Below are 18195 nucleotides of genomic sequence, written 5' to 3'. Positions count from 1 at the left end.
GTGAGGGGGTCGCGGCGACCGTTTTCGTTGCCGGAAGAGGTGCCTCCGAGAACGACCGAGCCGGCCGTGCGACCGCACGACCGGCTCGTTGCATCGAATGCCTCAGTGCGCGAACACCAGTCCTTCCTCCTCCGGCCCTTCCACCTTGCGCGGAGCGGACAGCTGCACGATCCGGCGGGGCAGCGCCGCGGCGACAATCGCACCGATGAGCGCGGTGACGGCGCCGATCAGGAAGGCGATCGTGAAGCCGCGGTCCAGATAGAACACCGCGCCCTGCGTCATCTCCGGCGGGATCGGCGCGATGTAGGAGTTGTTTATGATCGTGAACGCGATGACCGGCAGGACGGCGGGGAACACGCTCTGCGAGACACCGACGATGCTCGCGGTGCCCGCCTGCAACTGCGGCGGCACGGCCTCGATCAGCAGATTCGGAATGGCGGCGTAGGCCATGCCCATGCCGGTGCCGAAGATGCCCGCGAAGACGATCAGCAGCGGCTTGCTGTCGTGCACGGCGGCGGTCAGCGTGAATCCGATGGCCATCAACAGCATGCCGCAGGTCATCAGAATGCGGGGGCGGACGTCGCGGCGGCCGACCAGCACACCGACGAGCACACCGCCGACTACCACCATCAACCCCACCGGCGCCTGGAAGATCGCGAAACCCTCGGCGGTGACGCCGAATCCGTAGTCGAGCCCGAACACGGCGGGTGTCATGGCCATCATCGGCAGCAGGATGGTGAACAGCCCGCTGGCGCCGTAGCAGAGTCCGGCGCCGATGGTGGTGAGCAGTACCGAACGACGGCCGAGCACATCGAGGTCGATCAGCGGTTCCCGGATCATTCGCGCGCTCACCAGCCACACCAGCAGCAGCACCACGCCACCGGCGAGGTATGCCAGGGTCGAGCTGTCACGCCAGCCCCAGGTCGGCCCGAAGCTGACCGCGATGAGTACGCCGGCGATACCGCCGCCGAGCAGAATCGCGCCGAGCGGATCGATCCGTGAGCGCAGCCGCACCGACGATTCGGCCGTGGTGGCATAGATCAGCGCGCCCAGCACGGCGAGACCGATGACGAAGAACCAGAAGATGCTGCGGAACCCGTGATTGTCGATCAGCCACCCGGTGAGGAACGGCGCGGGAATCGCGATCAGCCCCATGCCGCTGGTCGCGATGCTGACCGCCAGCGCGATCGTCCTCGCCGGGAACACATCCCGGATCAGCGAATAGCTCAGGAACAGGCAGGGGATGAGCAGGCCGGTCAGCGCACGGCCGGCGATCAGGACCGCGTAGCTGCCCGCGATCGCGGACAGCAACGATCCCGCCGCGGCGACGGCCACACAACCGAGCAGGGCTTTGCGCTTGCCGTACATGTCGGCCAGCTTGCCGATCAGCGGTGCGGTGACGGCGCCGACCAGCAGGAACGACGTCAGCAGCCAGGCGCCCTGGGTGGTCTGGTAGTGCGCGGCGATCGAGGGTAGGGCCGTCGAGATCATCATGTAGCTCACCGCGAGCATCTCCAGGAGGAGCACGATCGAGGCGAGCGAGAAGATCAGGCGTGGGGTCCAGCGGTCCGCGGCGGGCGTCGGAGTGGAAGCGACCATCGGAGGTCCTTTCGAGGATGGGGCTCGCATCCGAAGAACGATCGGAATGCGTAACCGACATCACACTTTCTCCGAGTGATTCGTAGAGCCGACTATCCCATCCACTGGGAGACGGATATGCCTGATAGTCAGATCGCCGCTGTCGAACCCTGCATGACCAGCAGATACGCCGGTATCACATTGCGCATACGCGCGCAGATGGGTGCCCGAAAGCGTGAACTCCACGGCGGGAAACGAGAAACGCACGACGGGATGAATCATCCGTCGTGCGTTTCCCGTCGAGAAATCCGGCCTCAGACGCTGTAGCGCAGGGCCTGCTCCGAGCGGCAGATGTCGTCGATGCCTGCGACGATCTCGCGCAGCTGCTCCGAGGGCAGGGCCGAGGGGCGCAGGCGGCAGGTGAAGGTGATCAGGCCGTAGTCGGCCGGGGTGAGGCCACGGGCGGCGGCTTCGGCGCGCAGGTACTCCGAGCGCACGCCGTAGGTCATCGCGGAGATGACGGTGAAGCAGCCCGAGCGTTCGCGGTGGGCCGAGAACAGGTCGTGCAGGCCGTAGAAGACCGAACCGTAGTTGGCCAGTGGGGCGAACACGCCGACACGGTAGGCGGGGCCGCGCTCGGAGGAGTTGATGACGGTGTCGGCCAGGTACTCGGCGTCGCGCATGGTGAGCACCTTCGGCGCGAACATCAGCGCGCCCGCCGCCGCGTTGCGGACCGGCATGCCCGCCCGCCCGCCCGCGGCGGAGGCGATGGCGCCCAACGACTTCCGGGTCCGCGTGCCGACCTCGCGCCGGGCCCGCAGGCCACGGGTGGGTGCGGTGGGGTACAGGCTCGACCACTGACCGAAGCGGACGGCGCCGAGGGTCACCTGGCCGGTGCCGACGGGGCGCGCCACCTTCAGCGGGGCGGTGTCGACCCAGCGGCCGACCTGGAGCGCCGCGCTGCCGGGGTTGGTGATCTCGTTGGTCGCGTGCTCGACGAAGGAGTCGAAGTCGAGGAACCGGTCGGCGTCGGTGGTGAGCATGGTGTGGTCTTTGTCGACCTCGACCACATCGAGGGTCAGCGCGGTGATGATGCCCGCGCGACCGCCCGCGCCGAGGATGCGGTGGAAACGCTCGGTGTGGTGACCGCGCCCGCAGGTGCCGATCCGGCCGTCGGGGTCGACGTACTCGAGGTCGACGATCTGGTCGATGAACATGCCGTAGCGGTGCGAGGCGGTGCTCACCCCGCCCACGGAGGCGAAACCGCCCGCGGTGATGTCGCGATGATCGCCGACCACCGGCAGGCCGAGGCTGTGCGCGCCGAGGCGGCGGTCGATCTCGGACAGCTTCGCGCCCGCCTGCACGCGCACGGTGCGCCGACCCAGGTTGATGTCGAGCACCGAGTTCATCTTGCGCAGCGAGAGCACGCCGCGCTGATCGGTCAGACCATACGACTCTTCGGTCTGTTCACCGCCGCGCACCGTCAACCGTTCCGACCGGCCGCGCGAATCACGCACAGTGCGAACGACATCCGCCGTGTCGGTGGGGAGATATTCTTCGGAGATGACGGTATGCGGCGTGCCCATGACCGCATAGCTAACCACAGGTGCGCGGTTCTTGCGCAGGGTACTTCGCACCTATTTCCGCGTGGGCGCGAGTTGCTTGGTGAACAGGACTTTTCCGGTCGCGTCGCACAAGTTGACGGTCATTTCTCCGGTGCGGCCGTCGATCTTCACCTCACCGAAGTGCTGGTACTCCGGGTCCATCGGGGAGGTGTTGGGTGTGGGCGGCGCGTGGACGTACACGGCTTCGGGCCCGAAGGTGGGGTCGAGGGGGTTGGGGCCGAACGCGCCCGCGTTGAGCGGGCCCGAGACGAACTCCCAGAACTCGTCGAAATCGGTGAAGGCGGCGCGGGTGGGGGAGTAGTGGTGCGCGGCCGTGTAGTGGACATCCGCGGTGAGCCAGACGACGTCGGCGACCTTGTTCGCCTTGATCGCCGAGAGCACCTGGGCGATCTCGGTTTCGCGGCCGGAGGGTGCGCCGGGGGCGGCGTTGGCGGGGCCTTCGAAGGCGGTCTTGCCGTCGGGGACGATGACGCCCAGCGGCAGGTCGGCGGCGACGATCTTCCAGGTGGCCTTGGAGTCCTTCAGTCCGTCGGTGAGCCACCTGGTCTGGGCGGCGCCCAGGATCTGGCCCTTGGCCGCGGTATTGGCGGTGTTGGCGTCCTTGTAGGCGCGCATGTCGAGGACGAACACGTCCAGCAGCGGGCCGTAGGAGATCTTGCGGTAGAGACGGCCGTCGACGGCTTCCTTGGGCTCCAAGGGCATCCACTCGTGGAAGGCCTGCCAGGCCCGCGTCGCGAGGGTGTCCATGCTGCGCTCGGTGTAGCCCTTGTCGGCGGCCACCGTGCCGCCGGGGGACCAGTTGTTGGTGGTCTCGTGGTCGTCCCACTGGACGATCTGGGCGACGGCGGCGTTGAACCGGCGGTAGTTGTCGTCGGTGAGGTTGTAGGCGTAGTTGCCGCGGAACTGGTCGAGGGTTTCCGCGGGCGCGTTCTTCGCCTCGGCGGTGATGTTGCGCCAGACCCGGCCGTCGGGCAGCGTCACCGACTCTTTGAGCGCGTTGTCGGCGTAGATGCAGTCGCCGGAGTGCAGGAACAAGTGCGGGTCGCGAGCGGCCATGGCGGAGAACACCTTCATACCGCCGAGGTCGGGGTTGATCCCGAAGCCCTGGCCCGCGACGTCACCGGACCACAGCAGCGAGATGTCGGCGGGCGCGGTCGGCGCCGTGCGGAAGACACCGGTGAGTGTCTCCGAGCTCGCACCGTCTTCCCCGTCCAGGCGTACCCGGTAGTGCACGAGTTGCCCCGCGGGCAGACCGTTCACCCGCACGCGCCCGGTGCCATCGGTCGCCGGGGTGAGCAGGGGTCCGGTGAATCGCTTGACGTCACTGAACTTCTCGCTCGCCGAGGTCTCCACCACCAGGGTCGCGGGCCGATCCGACCGAGCCCAGATCAGCGCGCCATCGCTACGCGGATCCCCGACCGCGACCCCGTGCGTGAGTGCGGGCCTGGCCCGCACCAGCGCGGGACCGTCGTCACCGCAGGCCACCAGGGCAGGAGCAGTCACCACACCGAGAGCGGTTGCGCGCAGCAGCGTGCGCCGAGACATCGCGAAATCCGAGACAGCCATGAACCTCACGGTGCGCCACCGGTCGTAACACGCGGTCGTTAGCAAGGCAACGGAGCGTGAACGATGCCGTACGACGGGCCGAACTCGGGTGCGGTGCCTAGAGCCCTGCGGCGGCGGCGGTTTCGGGGTACCAGCGGGTGCACTCGGCGCGCAGGGGAACGGCGGTGTGGAGTTGGCAGAGGACCGCCACACCGCCGAGGAAGGAGCGGAGGATGGGGGTGTGGCCGGGGGGCATCGTCAGCTGGCGCAGGACGTTCGACAGGCGCAGGTCGGTGGCCAGGCGGACCTGTTCGCGCAGCCAGGCGGCGGAGAGGGGGTAGGTGGGGGCGAGGAGGGCTTCGCGGACCGGTTGCAGGCGCGCGGCGACGGTGGCGATGTCGAGGTCTCGGGTGGGGGCGACGAAGCCGTGGCGGCGCATGGCGGCCTCGAGATCGGCGGGGGAGTCGGCGATGACGGCGGCGCCGATGTCGCTCGCCACGTCGAGGAAGGTGGCGGGCCATGGGGTGCAGGCGCCGAAGTCGACGACACCGAGGCGGCCGTCGGGCATGCGCAGGAAGTTGCCGGGGTGGGGGTCGCCGTAGACCAGGGCGGCGCGGGCGGGAGCGGAGAACAGGAAACGCATGATCAGCACACCGAGGCGGTCGAGTTCGTCGGCGTTGCCGCGAATGATCAACCGGGACAGGGGAGCACCGTCGAGCCATTCGGTGACCAGGACGTCGCCGCGCTGGGCGATCACCCGGCTCACCACGACGTCGGGGTCCTCGGCGAAGGCGGCGGCGAAGGCGCGCTGGTTGACGGCCTCACGGGCGTAGTCGAGTTCGTCGCGGATCTCGTCGCACAGCGACTCCACCACCGGGCGGGTGTCGGCGCCGGGCAGCAGCGCGGTGAACAGCGGGGTCGCGCGACGCAGGGCTTGCAGGTCGGCCAGTACCGCACGCCGGGAACCGGGGTACATGACCTTGACCGCGACCTGGGTGCCGTCGTGCCAGCGGGCGCGGTGAACCTGGCCGACCGAAGCGGCGGCGGCGGCGCGGTCCTCGAATTCGAGGAACAGTGAGCGCCAGTTGGGGCCCAGGTGGGTGGCCAGTTCCGCGTGGACCGCGCCGGGCAGCATCGCGGGCGCCGAATCGTGCAGTCGGGCAAGGGCTTGGCGATACGGTTCGGCCAGGTCGGGAGCCAGGCCGAGTTCGAGCAGGCCGAGGAGCTGGCCCAGTTTCGCGACGCAGCCCTTGAGTTCGCCGAGCACCTGGAAGAGGTGTTCGGCGGTGCGGACGCGGATGTCACGGTCGACGTCGGCGGGGTCGCGGCCGACGGCGCGTTTGCCCAAGCCCGCGATGCGCCTGCCCGCGTAGGCGACCGGTACCGCGGCCAAGCGGGCGCTGCGGACTACCCGGCCGGTGGGTGGATTGCCGTCGCGAGGTGCCGCACGCCGGGTGAACGGCATGACGCGACCCTCGTCGGATTCGCCTCCGGCCATGCACACCTCGCCCTCTGCCGCCGCCCGCCACCTCTGGTGGCCCACCCGCCCTCGGCCTTTGCCCGGCAAAGGTTACCAATCGGGCGCGCGGGTGTCCGGGCAACGACAGTCGATCGCGCGGGAGTCCGGTCGAGGGGGCTGACGCCGCGAGTCAGCTCACCGTGCGGCGCAGCGGGTTTCGGCTCAGCTCGCCTTGGTTTCGGGGATGCGGGTGGCGTCGAGCTGGTGGTCGGTCGCGGCGACGCCCTTCTTGAGGCTGTGCGCGTAGACGTCGACGTATTCCTGGCCGGTGAGGCGCATCAGCTCGTACATCACCTCGTCGGTGACGGCGCGTTCGACGAAGCGGTTGCCGCTCATGCCCTCGTAGCGCGAGAAATCAAGGGGCGCACCGAACTTCAGGGTGACCTTCTGACGACGCCACTTGAACGGTCCGGGCGGGCTCACCTTGTCGGTGCCGATCACCGCGACCGGGATCACCGGGACGCCGGTCTCGAGCGCGAGCCGCGCCATGCCGGTCTTGCCCTTGTAGAGGCGGCCGTCGGGGGAGCGGGTGCCCTCGGGGTACAGGCCGACCAGGCGGCCCTCGTTGAGGAGTTTGGTGGCCGCGTTGAGCGCGTCGTCGGCGGCCGAGGCGCCGCTGCGGTCGATCGGGTACTGACCGGTGCCGCTGAAGAAGAACTTCTGCAGGCGTCCCTTGAAGCCAGGGGTGGTGAAGTACTCCGCCTTGGCGAGGTAGTTGATCCGCCGCGGGCTCAGCAGCGGCGCGAACAGCCAGTCGGAGAACGACAGATGGTTACCCGCCATGATCGCGGGCCCGTCGGTCGGAACGTTCTCGACGCCCTCGACAACGGGCCGGTTGTATAGATGCATGAACGGTCCCGGGAAGACGAACTTGAGCAGCCAGTAGAACATGGCGTCCTTTCCTCGGAACCGGGATCGTGGTGTGCAGCCTCGTCGAAAAACGACTTTACCGCTGGTCGCAGGTCACAACCAACCCAGGACGGTAGCCGCTGCGCATGGATGTGACGCTCATCTCGCGATGTGGCCGACGACCGGTGTGTCGAGCGCGGCCCTCGCCAACCCCGCTGCCCCGATCATGCCCGCGGCCTCACCCAGCTGCGTGGTGCGCAGGCGGGCCAGCGGCCGATGCCCCGCGCCGGTGACCGCGGCCGCGTAGTGCTCGCGGGCCTCGTCGAGGAACAGCGGCGCCGAACTGCTCACCCCACCGGCGATCACCACGAGGTCGGGATCGAACAGATCGCTGACGAAGGCAAGGCCAAGGCCGAGCCAGCGGGCGAAGTCGGCCATCACCCGGACCGCGAGTGGGTCGCCGTCCTGGGCCGCGCCCGCGACCCGGCGGCCGGTGAGCGAGCCGGGATCACGGAGCACGTCGCGGGCCAGCACCGAACGCACGGGGTCGGTGGCGAGCATTTCGATGGCGGTCTCGGCCAGTGCCGTTCCGCTGCAGTAGCGCTCCCAGCAGCCGTGTTTGCCGCAGGCGCAGGCACGCCCCTCTGGGACGACCTGGAGGTGGCCGAGTTCGGGGGCGATGCCATGGCTGCCGCGGTAGAGCCGACCGTCGATGAGCAGGGCGGCGCCGATGCCGGTGCCGATCGCGATGAGCACCACCGTGCTCCCGCCCGCCGCCGCGCCGAAGCGGTACTCGGCCCAGCCCGCGGCGTTCGCGTCGTGTTCGAGGATCACCGGCAGGCCCAGGCGTGCGGTGAGTCGTTGGGCCACAGGGGCGTTCTGCCACGGCAGGTGCGGGGCGAACAGGACCGTCGACTGATCCGTCGAGATGAAACCGGCGACGGCCAGCCCGACCGCCGCGATGGGATGGCGCCGGGCCAGCTCGCGCACCGAGCGGTCGATCGCGTCCTCGAGCGCACGCGCCGAATGCGGGGTCGCCGCCTGCACGGTGTCGAGCACCTCGCCCTCGGCGTCGACCACCGAGGCGCGAATGTTGGTGCCACCTACGTCGATGCCGACGGTGAGCAGGTGTTGAGGGTCGATCCGGCTGGTCATCCCCGGATCGTCACCGGAATGTCGACATATTGCGAGCGCGGCGCGCGGGCGGTGGCGAAAGCGTCGGTACCCGAGCTCGGTTCGGGCGTGACAGTGGGAGGTGTCGTGCGCGGGGGCGGACCCTGCTGGTGCGGTTCGGTGAATTCGTCTACGCGGCGGGGGCGTGGTGCGCCCGGCTGGCGTGAACGGGTCGTACCCCAGCTCGGGTTACCGGTGGCATCGGCGGCGCTTGTCGATTCGCGCGGTGCGCTGGGACGCTCGGTCGAATCCGGGTGTCCCGCAGCGTGATCGGCCCATTCCTGGGGCAGGACCGGTTCCACGGGGATGCCCGCGAGGGCCTCGCGCAGGACCGTCACCATCGAGGTGCCGTGTTCGGCGAGGGCGGCGACCACGTCATGGTGGTCGCCGCGCACCAGGGCGGCGGCCGCGCAGACCGGGCACCACGCGCAACCGCCCAGGTCGGCTCTGCCGTCGGCGGCGGTGCGGCGCAGCACGGGTTCGACCCGGGCAAGGAGGACTTCGGAGAGTAGGCGCAGCTCCTCGGTGAACTCGGCGAAGCCGTCGTGGCCGTGGCGCTCGGACTGGCTGTCAGTGCTCATCTGCGGTGGCCTTCGTGTAGTTCGGATCGGCGGGCCACACCCGTGGATCGGGCCGGAAGCGGACTACGAGGTGACCGGTATCGAGTTCGGCGCCCGCCACCGTGCAGCGGCGCAGCACCGGCGCGAGCCGTACACGTGTGCGTACCCCGTCGGCTCCCACGATCAGATCGTCCTCCACTCGGCCCAGCCGCAAGGTGCCGGGATCGACCACCGGCAGCCGCATCCGCATCGCGTACACGGAGTCGACACCGGAGCCGGACTCCCATCGAACCATCGGTTCGCCCGATTCGGCGCCCTGAGCGTGCGGGGCGGGCAGCGTGTCGACCGAATGCGAGAACATCGACAGCGAATTCACCCCCACCGGTTCGGCACCGGCGTGCTGAGCGATCAGGATCGGGACATCGGTGAGTTGTTCGTGCAGCCGGGCCACCACTTCGAGCTGCTCGGCGCGGCGGTTGAGATACCAGTGCACGGCCGGGTGGGCGTTGTCGCCGGGCGGGGGCACCGCGGCGAGCACCTTGTTCACCACCACCGCGTCCATCCGCAGGCCGAGCAGCGCGGCCGCCGAACGCACCCGCCGGGCCTCGGCGACGGCGACCTGTTCGGGGCCGGTGATCAGGCGGGCGCTGGTGCGGGTGCGGTCGGCGAGCAGGTCGCGGACCTGTGTCACCGCGACCACGATCCGTTCGACCGCGGCCGCGAGCACCGCCTTGCGCAGGTCGAGGCCGATCGCGCTCATCGTGCGCGCGTGCTTGGGCCAGAGGCGTTCGAGATAGTTGAGCATCGTGTCGGGGGCGGTGACGATGCGCAGCATGTCGGCCGAGGGCGGGCAGTCGACGACGATGACGTCCCAGTCGTTCTCCTCGGCGTACTGGGCGATCTCGACCAGCATCAACAGTTCCTGCACACCGGGCAGCCCGGTCAGCTCGGCCGGGTCCAGTGCCGCCAGATCGAAGCCGTGATCGTGGCCGCCGCCCTTGGCCAGCATCGCCACCACATCGCGGAAACGGTCCTCGAGCAGGGCGAGCGAGTCGATCTCGATCACCTCGATACCGGGTGCCACCCTGGCCACCCCGGCGACGGTGCCCGGATCGTGCGGGAAGCGGAAACCGAGCGCGTCGCCGAGCGAATGGGCTTGATCCAGCGAGGCGATCAGCACACGCTGACCAGAGCGGGCATAGGTCATGCTCGTCGCGCAGGCCAGCGTCGTCTTCCCGACACCACCCTTGCCGACGAACAGTTCGACGCGGGTACCGCCCGGGGCGCTCAGCCTTCGACCCGCTTCTTCAGCTCGTTCAGCGCCGTGTCGGTGATGACCTTCTCGGCTTTGCGTTTGAACATGCCGATCATCGGGATGTTCAGGTCGACGGTGAGTTCGTAGACCACCTCGGTACCGCCGCCGGGCCGGTCGAGCAGTTCGTAGCTGCCGTCCTGGGCCTTCTGCAGGTCACCGCTGAGCAGGCGCCATGCCACGGCTTTGCCGTCGGCTCGCCAGGTGTAGGACAGCACGTAGGTGTCCTTGACGACGCCCGCGTCGAGCACGAACCGGGCGGTGGCCGCGCGTCCATCGGCGTCACGCTCGATGACCTCGACCGACTTCGCGGCAGCCACCCACTCCGGGTAGGACTCCAGATCCGCGATGACGGCCATCACCTGCTGCGACGGTGCGTCGATCAGGATCGATCTCTGAGTCCGGTCGGCCATGGCAGCCAAGCCCTACTTTCTGTCTGGGAACGATGCCTGTCAGGGGGCAGCGGCGACCGCGGGTGCGACGCCTGCGGGTCGACCGGCTTCGAGCCGTGCCTTGAGTTCGAATGCCATGTTCCGGCCCGCGACCCGGCGGGCCCGATTGGCCGCGGCCAGCGCGCGCGCCGACTTCGATTCGGCCCCGGTGGGTTCGGCGTGCAGGAAGTAGTGCAGGATCGCCCCCTCGGGGACGGCCTCCAACCACACCTCCATGGTGCCGGTCAACGCGCCTTCCACCGTCCAGCGGATGCCTTTGTCGCCGCGATCCTCGTGCACGTCGAGGCGCAGGTCGGGCCACCAGCGGCGCCAATTGTTCGCGGCGCTCAGCACGTCGGCGATCGCGGCGCCCGGTGCGGCGAGGAAGGTCTGATCTGCGACCTGGATACTGCTCACCCGGCTGAGCGTAGTGGACGCCACACCGGGCCCGGCCGGGGTGTCACCGCAGCAGTTCCCGCAAGCGGGCACCCTGGCGGTCCCAATGCCAGTTCTGTTCCACCCACGCCCGGCCCGCGGCGCCCATCTCGGCCGCCTTGTCCCGGTCGGTGAGCAGCTCGACGATGGCATCGCTGATCTGCGGGACCGACCGGCCGTGCACGACGATGCCGGTCTCGCCCTCGCGCACGGTCTCGGGGGCGCCACCGGAATCACCGGCCACGACCGGGACCCCGGTCGCCGACGCCTCGAGGAACACGATCCCCAGACCCTCGACGTCCAGGCCCGCCCCGCGCGTGCGGCACGGCATCGCGAACACGTCGGCGATCGTGTGATGGGCGGCCAGCTCGCCGGAGGGCACCCGGCCGGTGAACACCACGCTGTCCTGCACGCCGAGCGCCTCGGCCAGCGCGCGCAGGCGCGGCTCGTACGGTCCGCCGCCCGCGATCACCAGCACCGCGCCGTCGACCCGCTCGCGGATCTCGGTCATCGCCACGATCAGCATGTCCTGGCCCTTGCGCGGGACCAGCCGCGACAGGCACAGCACGGTCGGGCGCTCGCCGAGTCCGTAGCGGGCGCGCAGCTCTGCCCTGGCGGCCGGGTCGGGCCGGAACTCGGTGGGGTCGACGCCTGGCGGCAGGTGCTCGAGTGCCGCGCGCGGACCGAAGGCCGAGGCGAAACGGCCACGGGTGTACTTGCTGACGTAGGTCACCACATCGGTGTGCTCGCCGATCGAACGCAGCACCTGCCGCGATCCGGGCAGCATCGACCAGCCGACCTCGTGACCGTGGGTGCTGGCCAGGATGCGCTCCGCGCCCGCGCGCCGCAGCATCGGCGCCATCACCGCCAGGGGTGCGGCCGCGCCGAACCACACGGTGTCGCAGCCGTGTTCGCGCAGCAGCGCGCTCGCCCGCTTGATGACCGCGGGGGTCGGCAGCATCAGCGTCGTCGGATGACGCACCACCTGGAACTTCTGCGCCGCGTCGAACTTCTCGTGGCTGTCACCGCGCCAGCGCGGCGCGTACACCACCAGGTCCTCAGGCGGCAGCTGATTCGACAGTGCCTGCAGATACGACTGGATTCCGCCCGGCCGAGGCGGGAAATCGTTGGTAACCAGCAGAGTTCGGGCCATAAGAGAACAACCTAATCGGTCGGCTGAGGGGTGGGCGGACGTGGTCAGGCGTACCTGCGCCTTCGCTGCGGCCGTGCGTGTCCGGGAAGCGCTGCGCCCATCATGCAGCGTGACCGCGCAACCAGGCCCGCCACCCGTCCAGCAGCTCGGCGCGCGAGGCCCCGAGCACGGCGGTGAACGCGGCGTCCTGCGCCGCGGGAGACTGCGGGCCGGTCGCGAGCCGCTTGTACAACGTGGTGAGCGTGCTCGTGCCGTAGCGATCGGCGAGGAACGCGCAGGTGCTCCACGCGCTTTCGTAGGCGTAGGCCGCGTCGACACCGGTGAAATCGGTATCGGCGACGAGCTCGGTGGGCAGGGTGCCCGCGCGCAACCGGGTGGTCAGCGTGGGCGCGATCTGGGAGAAGGTCGTGTCCTGATCGCGCTGAGCGACGAACTCGGCGAAGCCTTCCAGCATCCACAACGGCGCGCCGTCGGTGGTGGCGGCTCTGGTGGCGATGTGGGTGAGTTCGTGGCGCAGCAGAGTGGCCAGGCCCTCGTTGCCGACTCGCCTGCGCGCGTCGGGGTTGAACACGATGCGCTGGTCGGTGGGCTGGGTGCCGGGGGCGTAGGACCCGGTGAGCGACACGGCGGCCACGTCGGCCCCGGTGGTGCCCGCGGACCTGGTCAGCGCGGTGAATTCGGCAGGCGTGCTCGCCACGACCACGACCGGCGCGCGGTTCCAGTCGGTGCCCCACACCGCGCTCACATCCGAAATAGCCTGGCCCAGTTGATGTTCGAGGACATCGAGGTCGGCACGATGGCTGGGATGGGCCACCAGCAGTGCCTCGGACGCGGCACCGTCGGCGACCTCACGCACCAGGATCGGGCCATAGGGTTGCAGCTCGCGGCGCACCGGACTCAGGCGCGGATTGTCGACGCCCTCGGACGTATCGAGCACCTCGGCCTCGTCGGTGGCCAGCTGCAACGAACCCGCGTTGCGCGGCACCAGGATCAGTGCGACGCAGGCCCCGGTCAGCAGCGTGACCGAGGCGAGCGTGATGCAGAACTCCAGGCGGCCGTTCGACGAGAACCACGAACGCAGGCCCGAGCGGGGGGACGGATCGGTCACCGGTCCGGCTCAGTATCGCCGGGCCGAGTGGTACGGGGTGGTGTTGATCGGCGCGACAGCGACCGGCACACCGAACGTGGAGGCGTGCACCATCATTCCGTTGCCCGCGTAGATGCCGACGTGGGTGATGTCGGGATAGAACAGGATCACGTCGCCGGGCAGCAGTTCGTCCTTGGACACCGGCGTGCCGTAGCCCGCCTGCTGGGAACTGGTGCGCGGCACGCTCTTACCGACCTGCTTGAACGCCCACTGCACCAGACCGGAGCAGTCGAACCGGTCGGGTCCGGTGGCGCCCCAGACATACGGATCGCCGACGCGGGTGAGGGCGGCGGCCAGCGCGCTGGTGCCGCTGCCGGGAACCAGACCCGCCAGCAGCGAATCGCGGTCGAAGCCGGGCGGGAACGGCGAACCGGCCAGGGTCGACTTGTCGCGGGCCGAGAGCTGGCTCCATGCCTCGACCACGGAGGTTGTCGAGGTGGCGAGATCCTGGCGTTTGCGTTCGACATCGGCGCGCACGGCGTCGGCGGCGGTGGTCGCGGCATGCGCGGCCTCGGCGGCGGTGCGGGCGATATTGTCGGCCGCGGTGGCGGCGTCGGCGGCCTGTTTGAACTGGCGGAGCGTGTCGGTTGTCTGCTGGGCGAGCACGTCCAGAGTCGACATCTTGTCCAGCAACTGCTGCGGTGAACCGCTCGACAGCACGGCGAACATGCTGTTGGTGCGCACGCCGGTGTAGGCGGCCACGGCGGTGCGGTCGATCATCGGCTGGAACTTGCGCACTTCGGCGCGGGCGGCCTCGACGACCGCGGAGGTGGCGGCGACTTTGTCGTCGGCCTCGCGTTGCACCGCGAGCTTGGCGTCGAGATCGATCTGGGCGGTGAGTGCGAGCTGGTTGAGCTGCTCGGACTGGCGCGAGAGGTCGACCATCCGGGAGATCGCGTCGGTCGCGGTGGTCGGCAGGGCTACCGGGTCGGCGCCGGCGGGACCGGCGGTGTAGATCGCGCACACCAGCATCGCGGCGGACAGGGTTCCGGCGAAACCACGCGTTGCGTGCGCATTCCGGTGGTGTGCAGTCACAGTGGCCCGTGCCCCGTTCTCTCGTTGTCCGCCGATGCAGCGCAATACCTGAGCGCGAACTTCTCGTCAGCCGAGAAGGTCTCGATCAGGTTACGGAACGGCATGCATCTGTGTCCAGTAAAGGTACGTGCGCCGTCCAACCCAGTGGACGGCGCACATACCCGGACGATCACTGCGGCTACGGTGCGCCCTTCCCCGTGGACGACGCACCGTGCCCGGCTGGATCAGAAGCGGCGAGCGCCCGCGAACGGCATCGACGACAGCGACGCGATCTGGACCGGGGTGCCCGCGGTGGAGGCGTGCACGACGTTGCCGTCGCCCGCGTACAGACCGGAGTGGCCGCCGCCGTAGAAGGACACCATGTCGCCGGGCTGCAGGTCGTCGAACGAGACCGGGGTGCCCGCGCCCAGCTGGGCGCCACTGGTGCGCGGAATGTCCATGCCCGCCTGGGCGTAGGCCCACTGAACCAGACCCGAGCAGTCGAAAGCGTTCGGGCCCGCGGCGCCGTAGACGTAGGGCGAGCCGATCTTGCTCAGCGCGGCATCGAGGGCGATGTCGGCGGCGGTGGCGCGCGGCGCGGTGAAAACCTGCGGCGCGGCCGGGATCTGGATACCGGGGACACCCTGGGGCAGCGGAATCTCGTTCGGCACCTCGAATGTGCCGATGCCGGGCACGGTCACCGGCGTGGCCGATGCCGGGGCGGCCGGCAGGAGGAACGCGCCGATGGTGGCAGCGCCGACGGCTCCGACGGCAACGGCACGCTGCGCCTGACGCTTGACGGTGTTGTTCGCCATGATGCGGAACTTCCAATCTGCCCCACGACGCAGTGTCCGTATGACGCGGCGGGCTTCGTCTCGCCGGCCGTTTCCGGTCAGCGGGACTCCGTGAGGTCTCAAAAAGGTTACGAAGACATCACGGGGGTTTGTAAAGTCGGACATCGGTCCAAAGGGGGTTTCGGGTGATATCACCGAGAAAAGTGTGCGACCTGGATCACATCCGATCACGAAACGATAACGCCAGGTCACGTCGACCGAGATTTCGGAGTGCTACCGGCGCGTCGCCAATAAGCCCGGCGGGGCGGTTTTCGCTCCCTGAATCGGTGAACCCGCAGGTGGCGCGCGCTCGGTATGGGTATCGACGGTTCGCCGGGCCGTCCGCCTCGCGGGCGGCGCGCCGTAAGCCGCGACGCGCTCAGAGCGGTAAGGCCGATTACCCATTGAAATCTGGCGGACTCATGTGAATTTCATAAGTATGTGAGCCCGGTCACGATTGAGTTTGATCTCGGTCATTTTGTTCGCACCAGAACGAAAGTCTCGCGCCGAATTATCGGCCAGGAAGATCACGTACTCGTGTTGTGCCGGGGCGCGGCACGGGTCGCCGAGTGGATCGGTGTGCTCGCCGCTTGGCGGGAAAGCTGTTGTGCCGGTTAGGGTACGGCCGAATGTTCGCAGTTCGAAGGGGGCGCGGGTGGCCGACGACCAGGTTTTGACCGACATGCTGACGATGCTGGATCGCAGTCCGGGGGTGCTCGCGCTGCGCGTGTGCGTCATCGAGCTGCTGATCGAGCGGCAGCGCTATGCCGATGCGCTCGCCCACTGTGGGACCGCGCTCGGCCACGATCCGGGGAATGCCCAGGTCCTCGGCCTGATGACGCGCTGCACGGCCGCGTTGTCCGGCGGTTCCCCCGCGCCCGCGGCGGCACCTGCCCCCGCGCCTGCCGTGGCACCTGCCCCCGCGTCGACGGCCGCGGCGACACCCGGTCCGCCGTCGGACTACGACTGGGCGGCGGCCGAGGATCAGGTCGGCGACATCATCGAACCGGCCTTCGTCGAGGGCGTGCCGTCGGAGTTCGTCACCGATGACGATGCCGCCACCGTCGAGCGCCCGACCCTGCGCCTGGCCGATGTCGGCGGCATGTCCGAGGTGAAACAGCAACTCGACCTCACCCTGCTCGGCCCGCTGCGCAATCCCGAACTGGCCAAGGCGTTCGGCACCTCGGCGCGCGGCGGCCTGCTGCTCTATGGCCCGCCCGGCTGCGGCAAGACCTTCATCGCCTCGGCGGTCGCGGGCGAGCTCGGCGCCAACTTCTACCCGATCGAGATCACCGACATCCTCGACATCTACACCGGCGCCAGCGAACGCAACGTGCACAGCATCTTCGAGATGGCCCGCCGCAACGCCCCCTGCGTGCTGTTCCTCGACGAGGTCGACGCGCTCGGCCACAAACGCAGTCAGATGCAGGCGTCGACGACCATGCGCACGGTGGTGAACCAGCTGCTCACCGAAATGGATTCGGCCACCCACAGCAATGAAGGGGTGTTCGTGCTCGGCGCGACCAACCACCCGTGGGATGTCGACGTCGCGCTGCGCAGGCCCGGCCGCTTCGACCGGATGATCTTCGTGGGCCTGCCCGATCTGGCGGCCCGCAAGTCGATCCTGCACTACCACCTGCGCGACCGCCCCGTGGCGGGCATCGACCTCAACGCCCTCGCCGCCCACACCGACGGCCTCTCCGGCGCCGACCTCGCCCACGTGTGCACCTCGGCCACCCAGCTGGCCATGGCCGACTCGATGCGCTCGGGTGAGGTACGCCCGGTCGGCATGGCGGATGTGCAGGCGGCGCTGGCCCAGATCCGGCCGAGCACCGGCGCCTGGTTCGAATCCGCCCGCAATGTGGTCGAATTCGCCAACGGTGACGGCAGCTATGACGACCTGGCGAGATATCTGAAGCAGCTCAAGCGACGCTGACCCGACACGATGACCGACACACAATTCGATAGGGCGATCGTTCTGGTGAAGCTCGGGCGCCTCGACGCGGCGCGCGAGGTTCTCGGGCGGATCCTGGCCGCCGAGCCCGACAACGGCGAAGCCCGTACCGTGCTGGCGTTCACGTGGTCGCAGTCGGGCGACCACTCGCGCGCCGCCGAATCGGCACGCGAGACGCTGCACCGGTACCCAGAGCACCTGCCCGCGTGGAAACTGCTCGCGACGGCCGAGAACGCGCTGTCGGAGTCGTTCGCCGATGCGGACCCGCGCTTGTGCGCCGAACACGAGGACGCGGCGGTGCGGGCCTCGCAGCGGTGCCTCGAACTGGATCCGTTCGACGCCGGTTGCCATCGCGTCGCGGCGATCGCGTTGCGTCGCCGCGACCGACCCGCGGCACTGGCGGCGATCGAGCGCGCCATCGAATTGGAGCCCGACGACGCCGAATTGCGGCTGGTCCGCGGCCGGGTGCTCTGGCTCGGTGCGCAGCTCGGATCGTCCAGGGCGGCGGCCGGGCGGGCGGCGTTCGCGGACGCCCTGAGCCTCGACCCGGCCAACACCGAGGCGCAGTTCCTGCTCGGACACGATGCGGCGCTGCACGGGGACTGGGAACTGGCCGAACAGCGCCTGCGGCGCGTCGCCGAACTCGACCCGGAGTACGGATCGGCGGTGCGCGAGGTGCTCGCCGACAAGCCGGTGCCGTCGGCACGGCGCTCCCGTCAACCTGTCCGGCAGCCGGAACCACACCGGCCGAGCAGCAGCACCGGCGGTATCGCCGGGCGGGTGGCGATGGGTATCGCGGTGGTCGTGGTGCTGATGGCGTTGCGGGGTATCGCCTCCGTTGTCGACGGTTCGGATTCGCCGTCGACCCGACCGACCTCCCGACCGGCGGTGCCGTCGTACTACCCGCCGATGACGTACTTCAAGCCGCCGCTGACGCGCCCCCAGTTCCCGATGGACCGATTCCCGACGGGAAACCTCTGGCCGCCGTCGGGCCCTCGTCCGACGCTCCCGCCGAACTGGACACCGCCGGGCGGCAATTGAGCCGGTCGGGCGACCGGCGGCCGGTT

17 protein-coding genes are annotated in these 18195 nt (G+C 69.4%); 2 read left to right on the top strand and 15 right to left on the bottom strand.

Annotated elements, in window-relative coordinates; genetic code table 11:
* Positions 1 to 102: 102 nt before the first annotated feature.
* The 15 genes from ACFWPK_RS30825 to ACFWPK_RS30755 form a co-directional block, all read right to left on the bottom strand.
* Positions 103 to 1599, bottom strand: coding sequence for an MFS transporter (locus ACFWPK_RS30825; protein ID WP_378921770.1), 1497 nt, complete (start codon positions 1597 to 1599; stop codon positions 103 to 105).
* 293 nt (positions 1600 to 1892) lie between these two features.
* Positions 1893 to 3164, bottom strand: a complete 1272-nt coding sequence (locus ACFWPK_RS30820; RefSeq protein WP_378921769.1) for an FAD-binding oxidoreductase — start codon at positions 3162 to 3164, stop codon at positions 1893 to 1895.
* 51 nt (positions 3165 to 3215) lie between these two features.
* Positions 3216 to 4769, bottom strand: coding sequence for an alkaline phosphatase D family protein (locus tag ACFWPK_RS30815; protein WP_378921768.1), 1554 nt, complete (start codon positions 4767 to 4769; stop codon positions 3216 to 3218).
* A gap of 97 nt (positions 4770 to 4866) precedes the next feature.
* Positions 4867 to 6246: an ABC1 kinase family protein gene (locus tag ACFWPK_RS30810; RefSeq protein WP_378921766.1), complete on the bottom strand. Its 1380-nt coding sequence runs from the start codon at positions 6244 to 6246 to the stop codon at positions 4867 to 4869.
* Positions 6247 to 6429: 183 nt separating this feature from the next.
* Positions 6430 to 7158 carry a lysophospholipid acyltransferase family protein gene (locus ACFWPK_RS30805; RefSeq protein ID WP_378921764.1) on the bottom strand — a complete coding sequence of 243 codons (729 nt, stop codon included), beginning with the start codon at positions 7156 to 7158 and terminating at the stop codon, positions 6430 to 6432.
* Positions 7159 to 7275: 117 nt separating this feature from the next.
* Positions 7276 to 8271: an ROK family protein gene (locus tag ACFWPK_RS30800; RefSeq protein ID WP_378921761.1), complete on the bottom strand. Its 996-nt coding sequence runs from the start codon at positions 8269 to 8271 to the stop codon at positions 7276 to 7278.
* Positions 8268 to 8870 (bottom strand): hypothetical protein, encoded by a 603-nt coding sequence (locus tag ACFWPK_RS30795; protein ID WP_378921759.1) that lies wholly within the window; start codon positions 8868 to 8870, stop codon positions 8268 to 8270. The genes ACFWPK_RS30800 and ACFWPK_RS30795 overlap by 4 nt, the downstream gene beginning before the upstream one ends.
* Entirely contained in the window at positions 8860 to 10110 is a 1251-nt protein-coding gene (locus tag ACFWPK_RS30790) for an ArsA family ATPase (RefSeq protein ID WP_378921817.1), read from the bottom strand. The genes ACFWPK_RS30795 and ACFWPK_RS30790 overlap by 11 nt, the downstream gene beginning before the upstream one ends.
* 26 nt (positions 10111 to 10136) lie before the next feature.
* Positions 10137 to 10574 (bottom strand): SRPBCC family protein, encoded by a 438-nt coding sequence (locus ACFWPK_RS30785; RefSeq protein ID WP_378921757.1) that lies wholly within the window; start codon positions 10572 to 10574, stop codon positions 10137 to 10139.
* A gap of 39 nt (positions 10575 to 10613) precedes the next feature.
* Positions 10614 to 11009 carry a polyketide cyclase / dehydrase and lipid transport gene (locus ACFWPK_RS30780; protein ID WP_378921755.1) on the bottom strand — a complete coding sequence of 132 codons (396 nt, stop codon included), beginning with the start codon at positions 11007 to 11009 and terminating at the stop codon, positions 10614 to 10616.
* 43 nt (positions 11010 to 11052) lie between these two features.
* Positions 11053 to 12180, bottom strand: a complete 1128-nt coding sequence (locus ACFWPK_RS30775; protein ID WP_378921753.1) for a glycosyltransferase family 4 protein — start codon at positions 12178 to 12180, stop codon at positions 11053 to 11055.
* A gap of 100 nt (positions 12181 to 12280) precedes the next feature.
* Entirely contained in the window at positions 12281 to 13288 is a 1008-nt protein-coding gene (locus ACFWPK_RS30770) for a peptidase MA family metallohydrolase (RefSeq protein WP_378921751.1), read from the bottom strand.
* Positions 13289 to 13297: 9 nt separating this feature from the next.
* Positions 13298 to 14362, bottom strand: a complete 1065-nt coding sequence (locus ACFWPK_RS30765) for an NlpC/P60 family protein (RefSeq protein ID WP_378921749.1) — start codon at positions 14360 to 14362, stop codon at positions 13298 to 13300.
* 224 nt (positions 14363 to 14586) lie between these two features.
* On the bottom strand, positions 14587 to 15156 hold the full coding sequence (locus tag ACFWPK_RS30760) for a C40 family peptidase (protein ID WP_378921747.1): 570 nt from the start codon (positions 15154 to 15156) through the stop codon (positions 14587 to 14589).
* 438 nt (positions 15157 to 15594) lie between these two features.
* Positions 15595 to 15858: a hypothetical protein gene (locus ACFWPK_RS30755; RefSeq protein ID WP_378921825.1), complete on the bottom strand. Its 264-nt coding sequence runs from the start codon at positions 15856 to 15858 to the stop codon at positions 15595 to 15597.
* Here ACFWPK_RS30755 and ACFWPK_RS30750 point away from each other — a divergent pair.
* Together ACFWPK_RS30750 and ACFWPK_RS30745 are read left to right on the top strand one after the other, a co-directional pair.
* Positions 15830 to 17110 carry an ATP-binding protein gene (locus ACFWPK_RS30750; protein ID WP_378921745.1) on the top strand — a complete coding sequence of 427 codons (1281 nt, stop codon included), beginning with the start codon at positions 15830 to 15832 and terminating at the stop codon, positions 17108 to 17110. The genes ACFWPK_RS30755 and ACFWPK_RS30750 overlap by 29 nt on opposite strands.
* A gap of 9 nt (positions 17111 to 17119) precedes the next feature.
* Positions 17120 to 18169, top strand: a complete 1050-nt coding sequence (locus tag ACFWPK_RS30745) for a tetratricopeptide repeat protein (RefSeq protein WP_378921743.1) — start codon at positions 17120 to 17122, stop codon at positions 18167 to 18169.
* Positions 18170 to 18195: the final 26 nt, after the last annotated feature.

The sequence above is a fragment of the Nocardia sp. NPDC058519 genome (genome assembly GCF_042719755.1).
GTDB lineage: Bacteria > Actinomycetota > Actinomycetes > Mycobacteriales > Mycobacteriaceae > Nocardia.
The sequence above is the reverse complement of the archived record's forward strand: the minus strand, read 5'-3'. Positions and strand labels throughout refer to the sequence as shown.

What these genes read in the sequence shown, in the direction of transcription:
- ACFWPK_RS30760 (WP_378921747.1), bottom strand. Translation starts at nt 15,156, where the DNA reads ATGGCGAACAACACCGTCAAGCGTCAGGCGCAGCGTGCCGTTGCCGTC.
- ACFWPK_RS30800 (WP_378921761.1), bottom strand. Translation starts at nt 8,271, where the DNA reads ATGACCAGCCGGATCGACCCTCAACACCTGCTCACCGTCGGCATCGAC.
- ACFWPK_RS30805 (WP_378921764.1), bottom strand. Translation starts at nt 7,158, where the DNA reads ATGTTCTACTGGCTGCTCAAGTTCGTCTTCCCGGGACCGTTCATGCAT.
- ACFWPK_RS30745 (WP_378921743.1), top strand. Translation starts at nt 17,120, where the DNA reads ATGACCGACACACAATTCGATAGGGCGATCGTTCTGGTGAAGCTCGGG.
- ACFWPK_RS30810 (WP_378921766.1), bottom strand. Translation starts at nt 6,246, where the DNA reads ATGGCCGGAGGCGAATCCGACGAGGGTCGCGTCATGCCGTTCACCCGG.
- ACFWPK_RS30825 (WP_378921770.1), bottom strand. Translation starts at nt 1,599, where the DNA reads ATGGTCGCTTCCACTCCGACGCCCGCCGCGGACCGCTGGACCCCACGC.
- ACFWPK_RS30785 (WP_378921757.1), bottom strand. Translation starts at nt 10,574, where the DNA reads ATGGCCGACCGGACTCAGAGATCGATCCTGATCGACGCACCGTCGCAG.
- ACFWPK_RS30795 (WP_378921759.1), bottom strand. Translation starts at nt 8,870, where the DNA reads ATGAGCACTGACAGCCAGTCCGAGCGCCACGGCCACGACGGCTTCGCC.
- ACFWPK_RS30775 (WP_378921753.1), bottom strand. Translation starts at nt 12,180, where the DNA reads ATGGCCCGAACTCTGCTGGTTACCAACGATTTCCCGCCTCGGCCGGGC.
- ACFWPK_RS30820 (WP_378921769.1), bottom strand. Translation starts at nt 3,164, where the DNA reads ATGGGCACGCCGCATACCGTCATCTCCGAAGAATATCTCCCCACCGAC.
- ACFWPK_RS30755 (WP_378921825.1), bottom strand. Translation starts at nt 15,858, where the DNA reads ATGTCGGTCAAAACCTGGTCGTCGGCCACCCGCGCCCCCTTCGAACTG.
- ACFWPK_RS30815 (WP_378921768.1), bottom strand. Translation starts at nt 4,769, where the DNA reads ATGGCTGTCTCGGATTTCGCGATGTCTCGGCGCACGCTGCTGCGCGCA.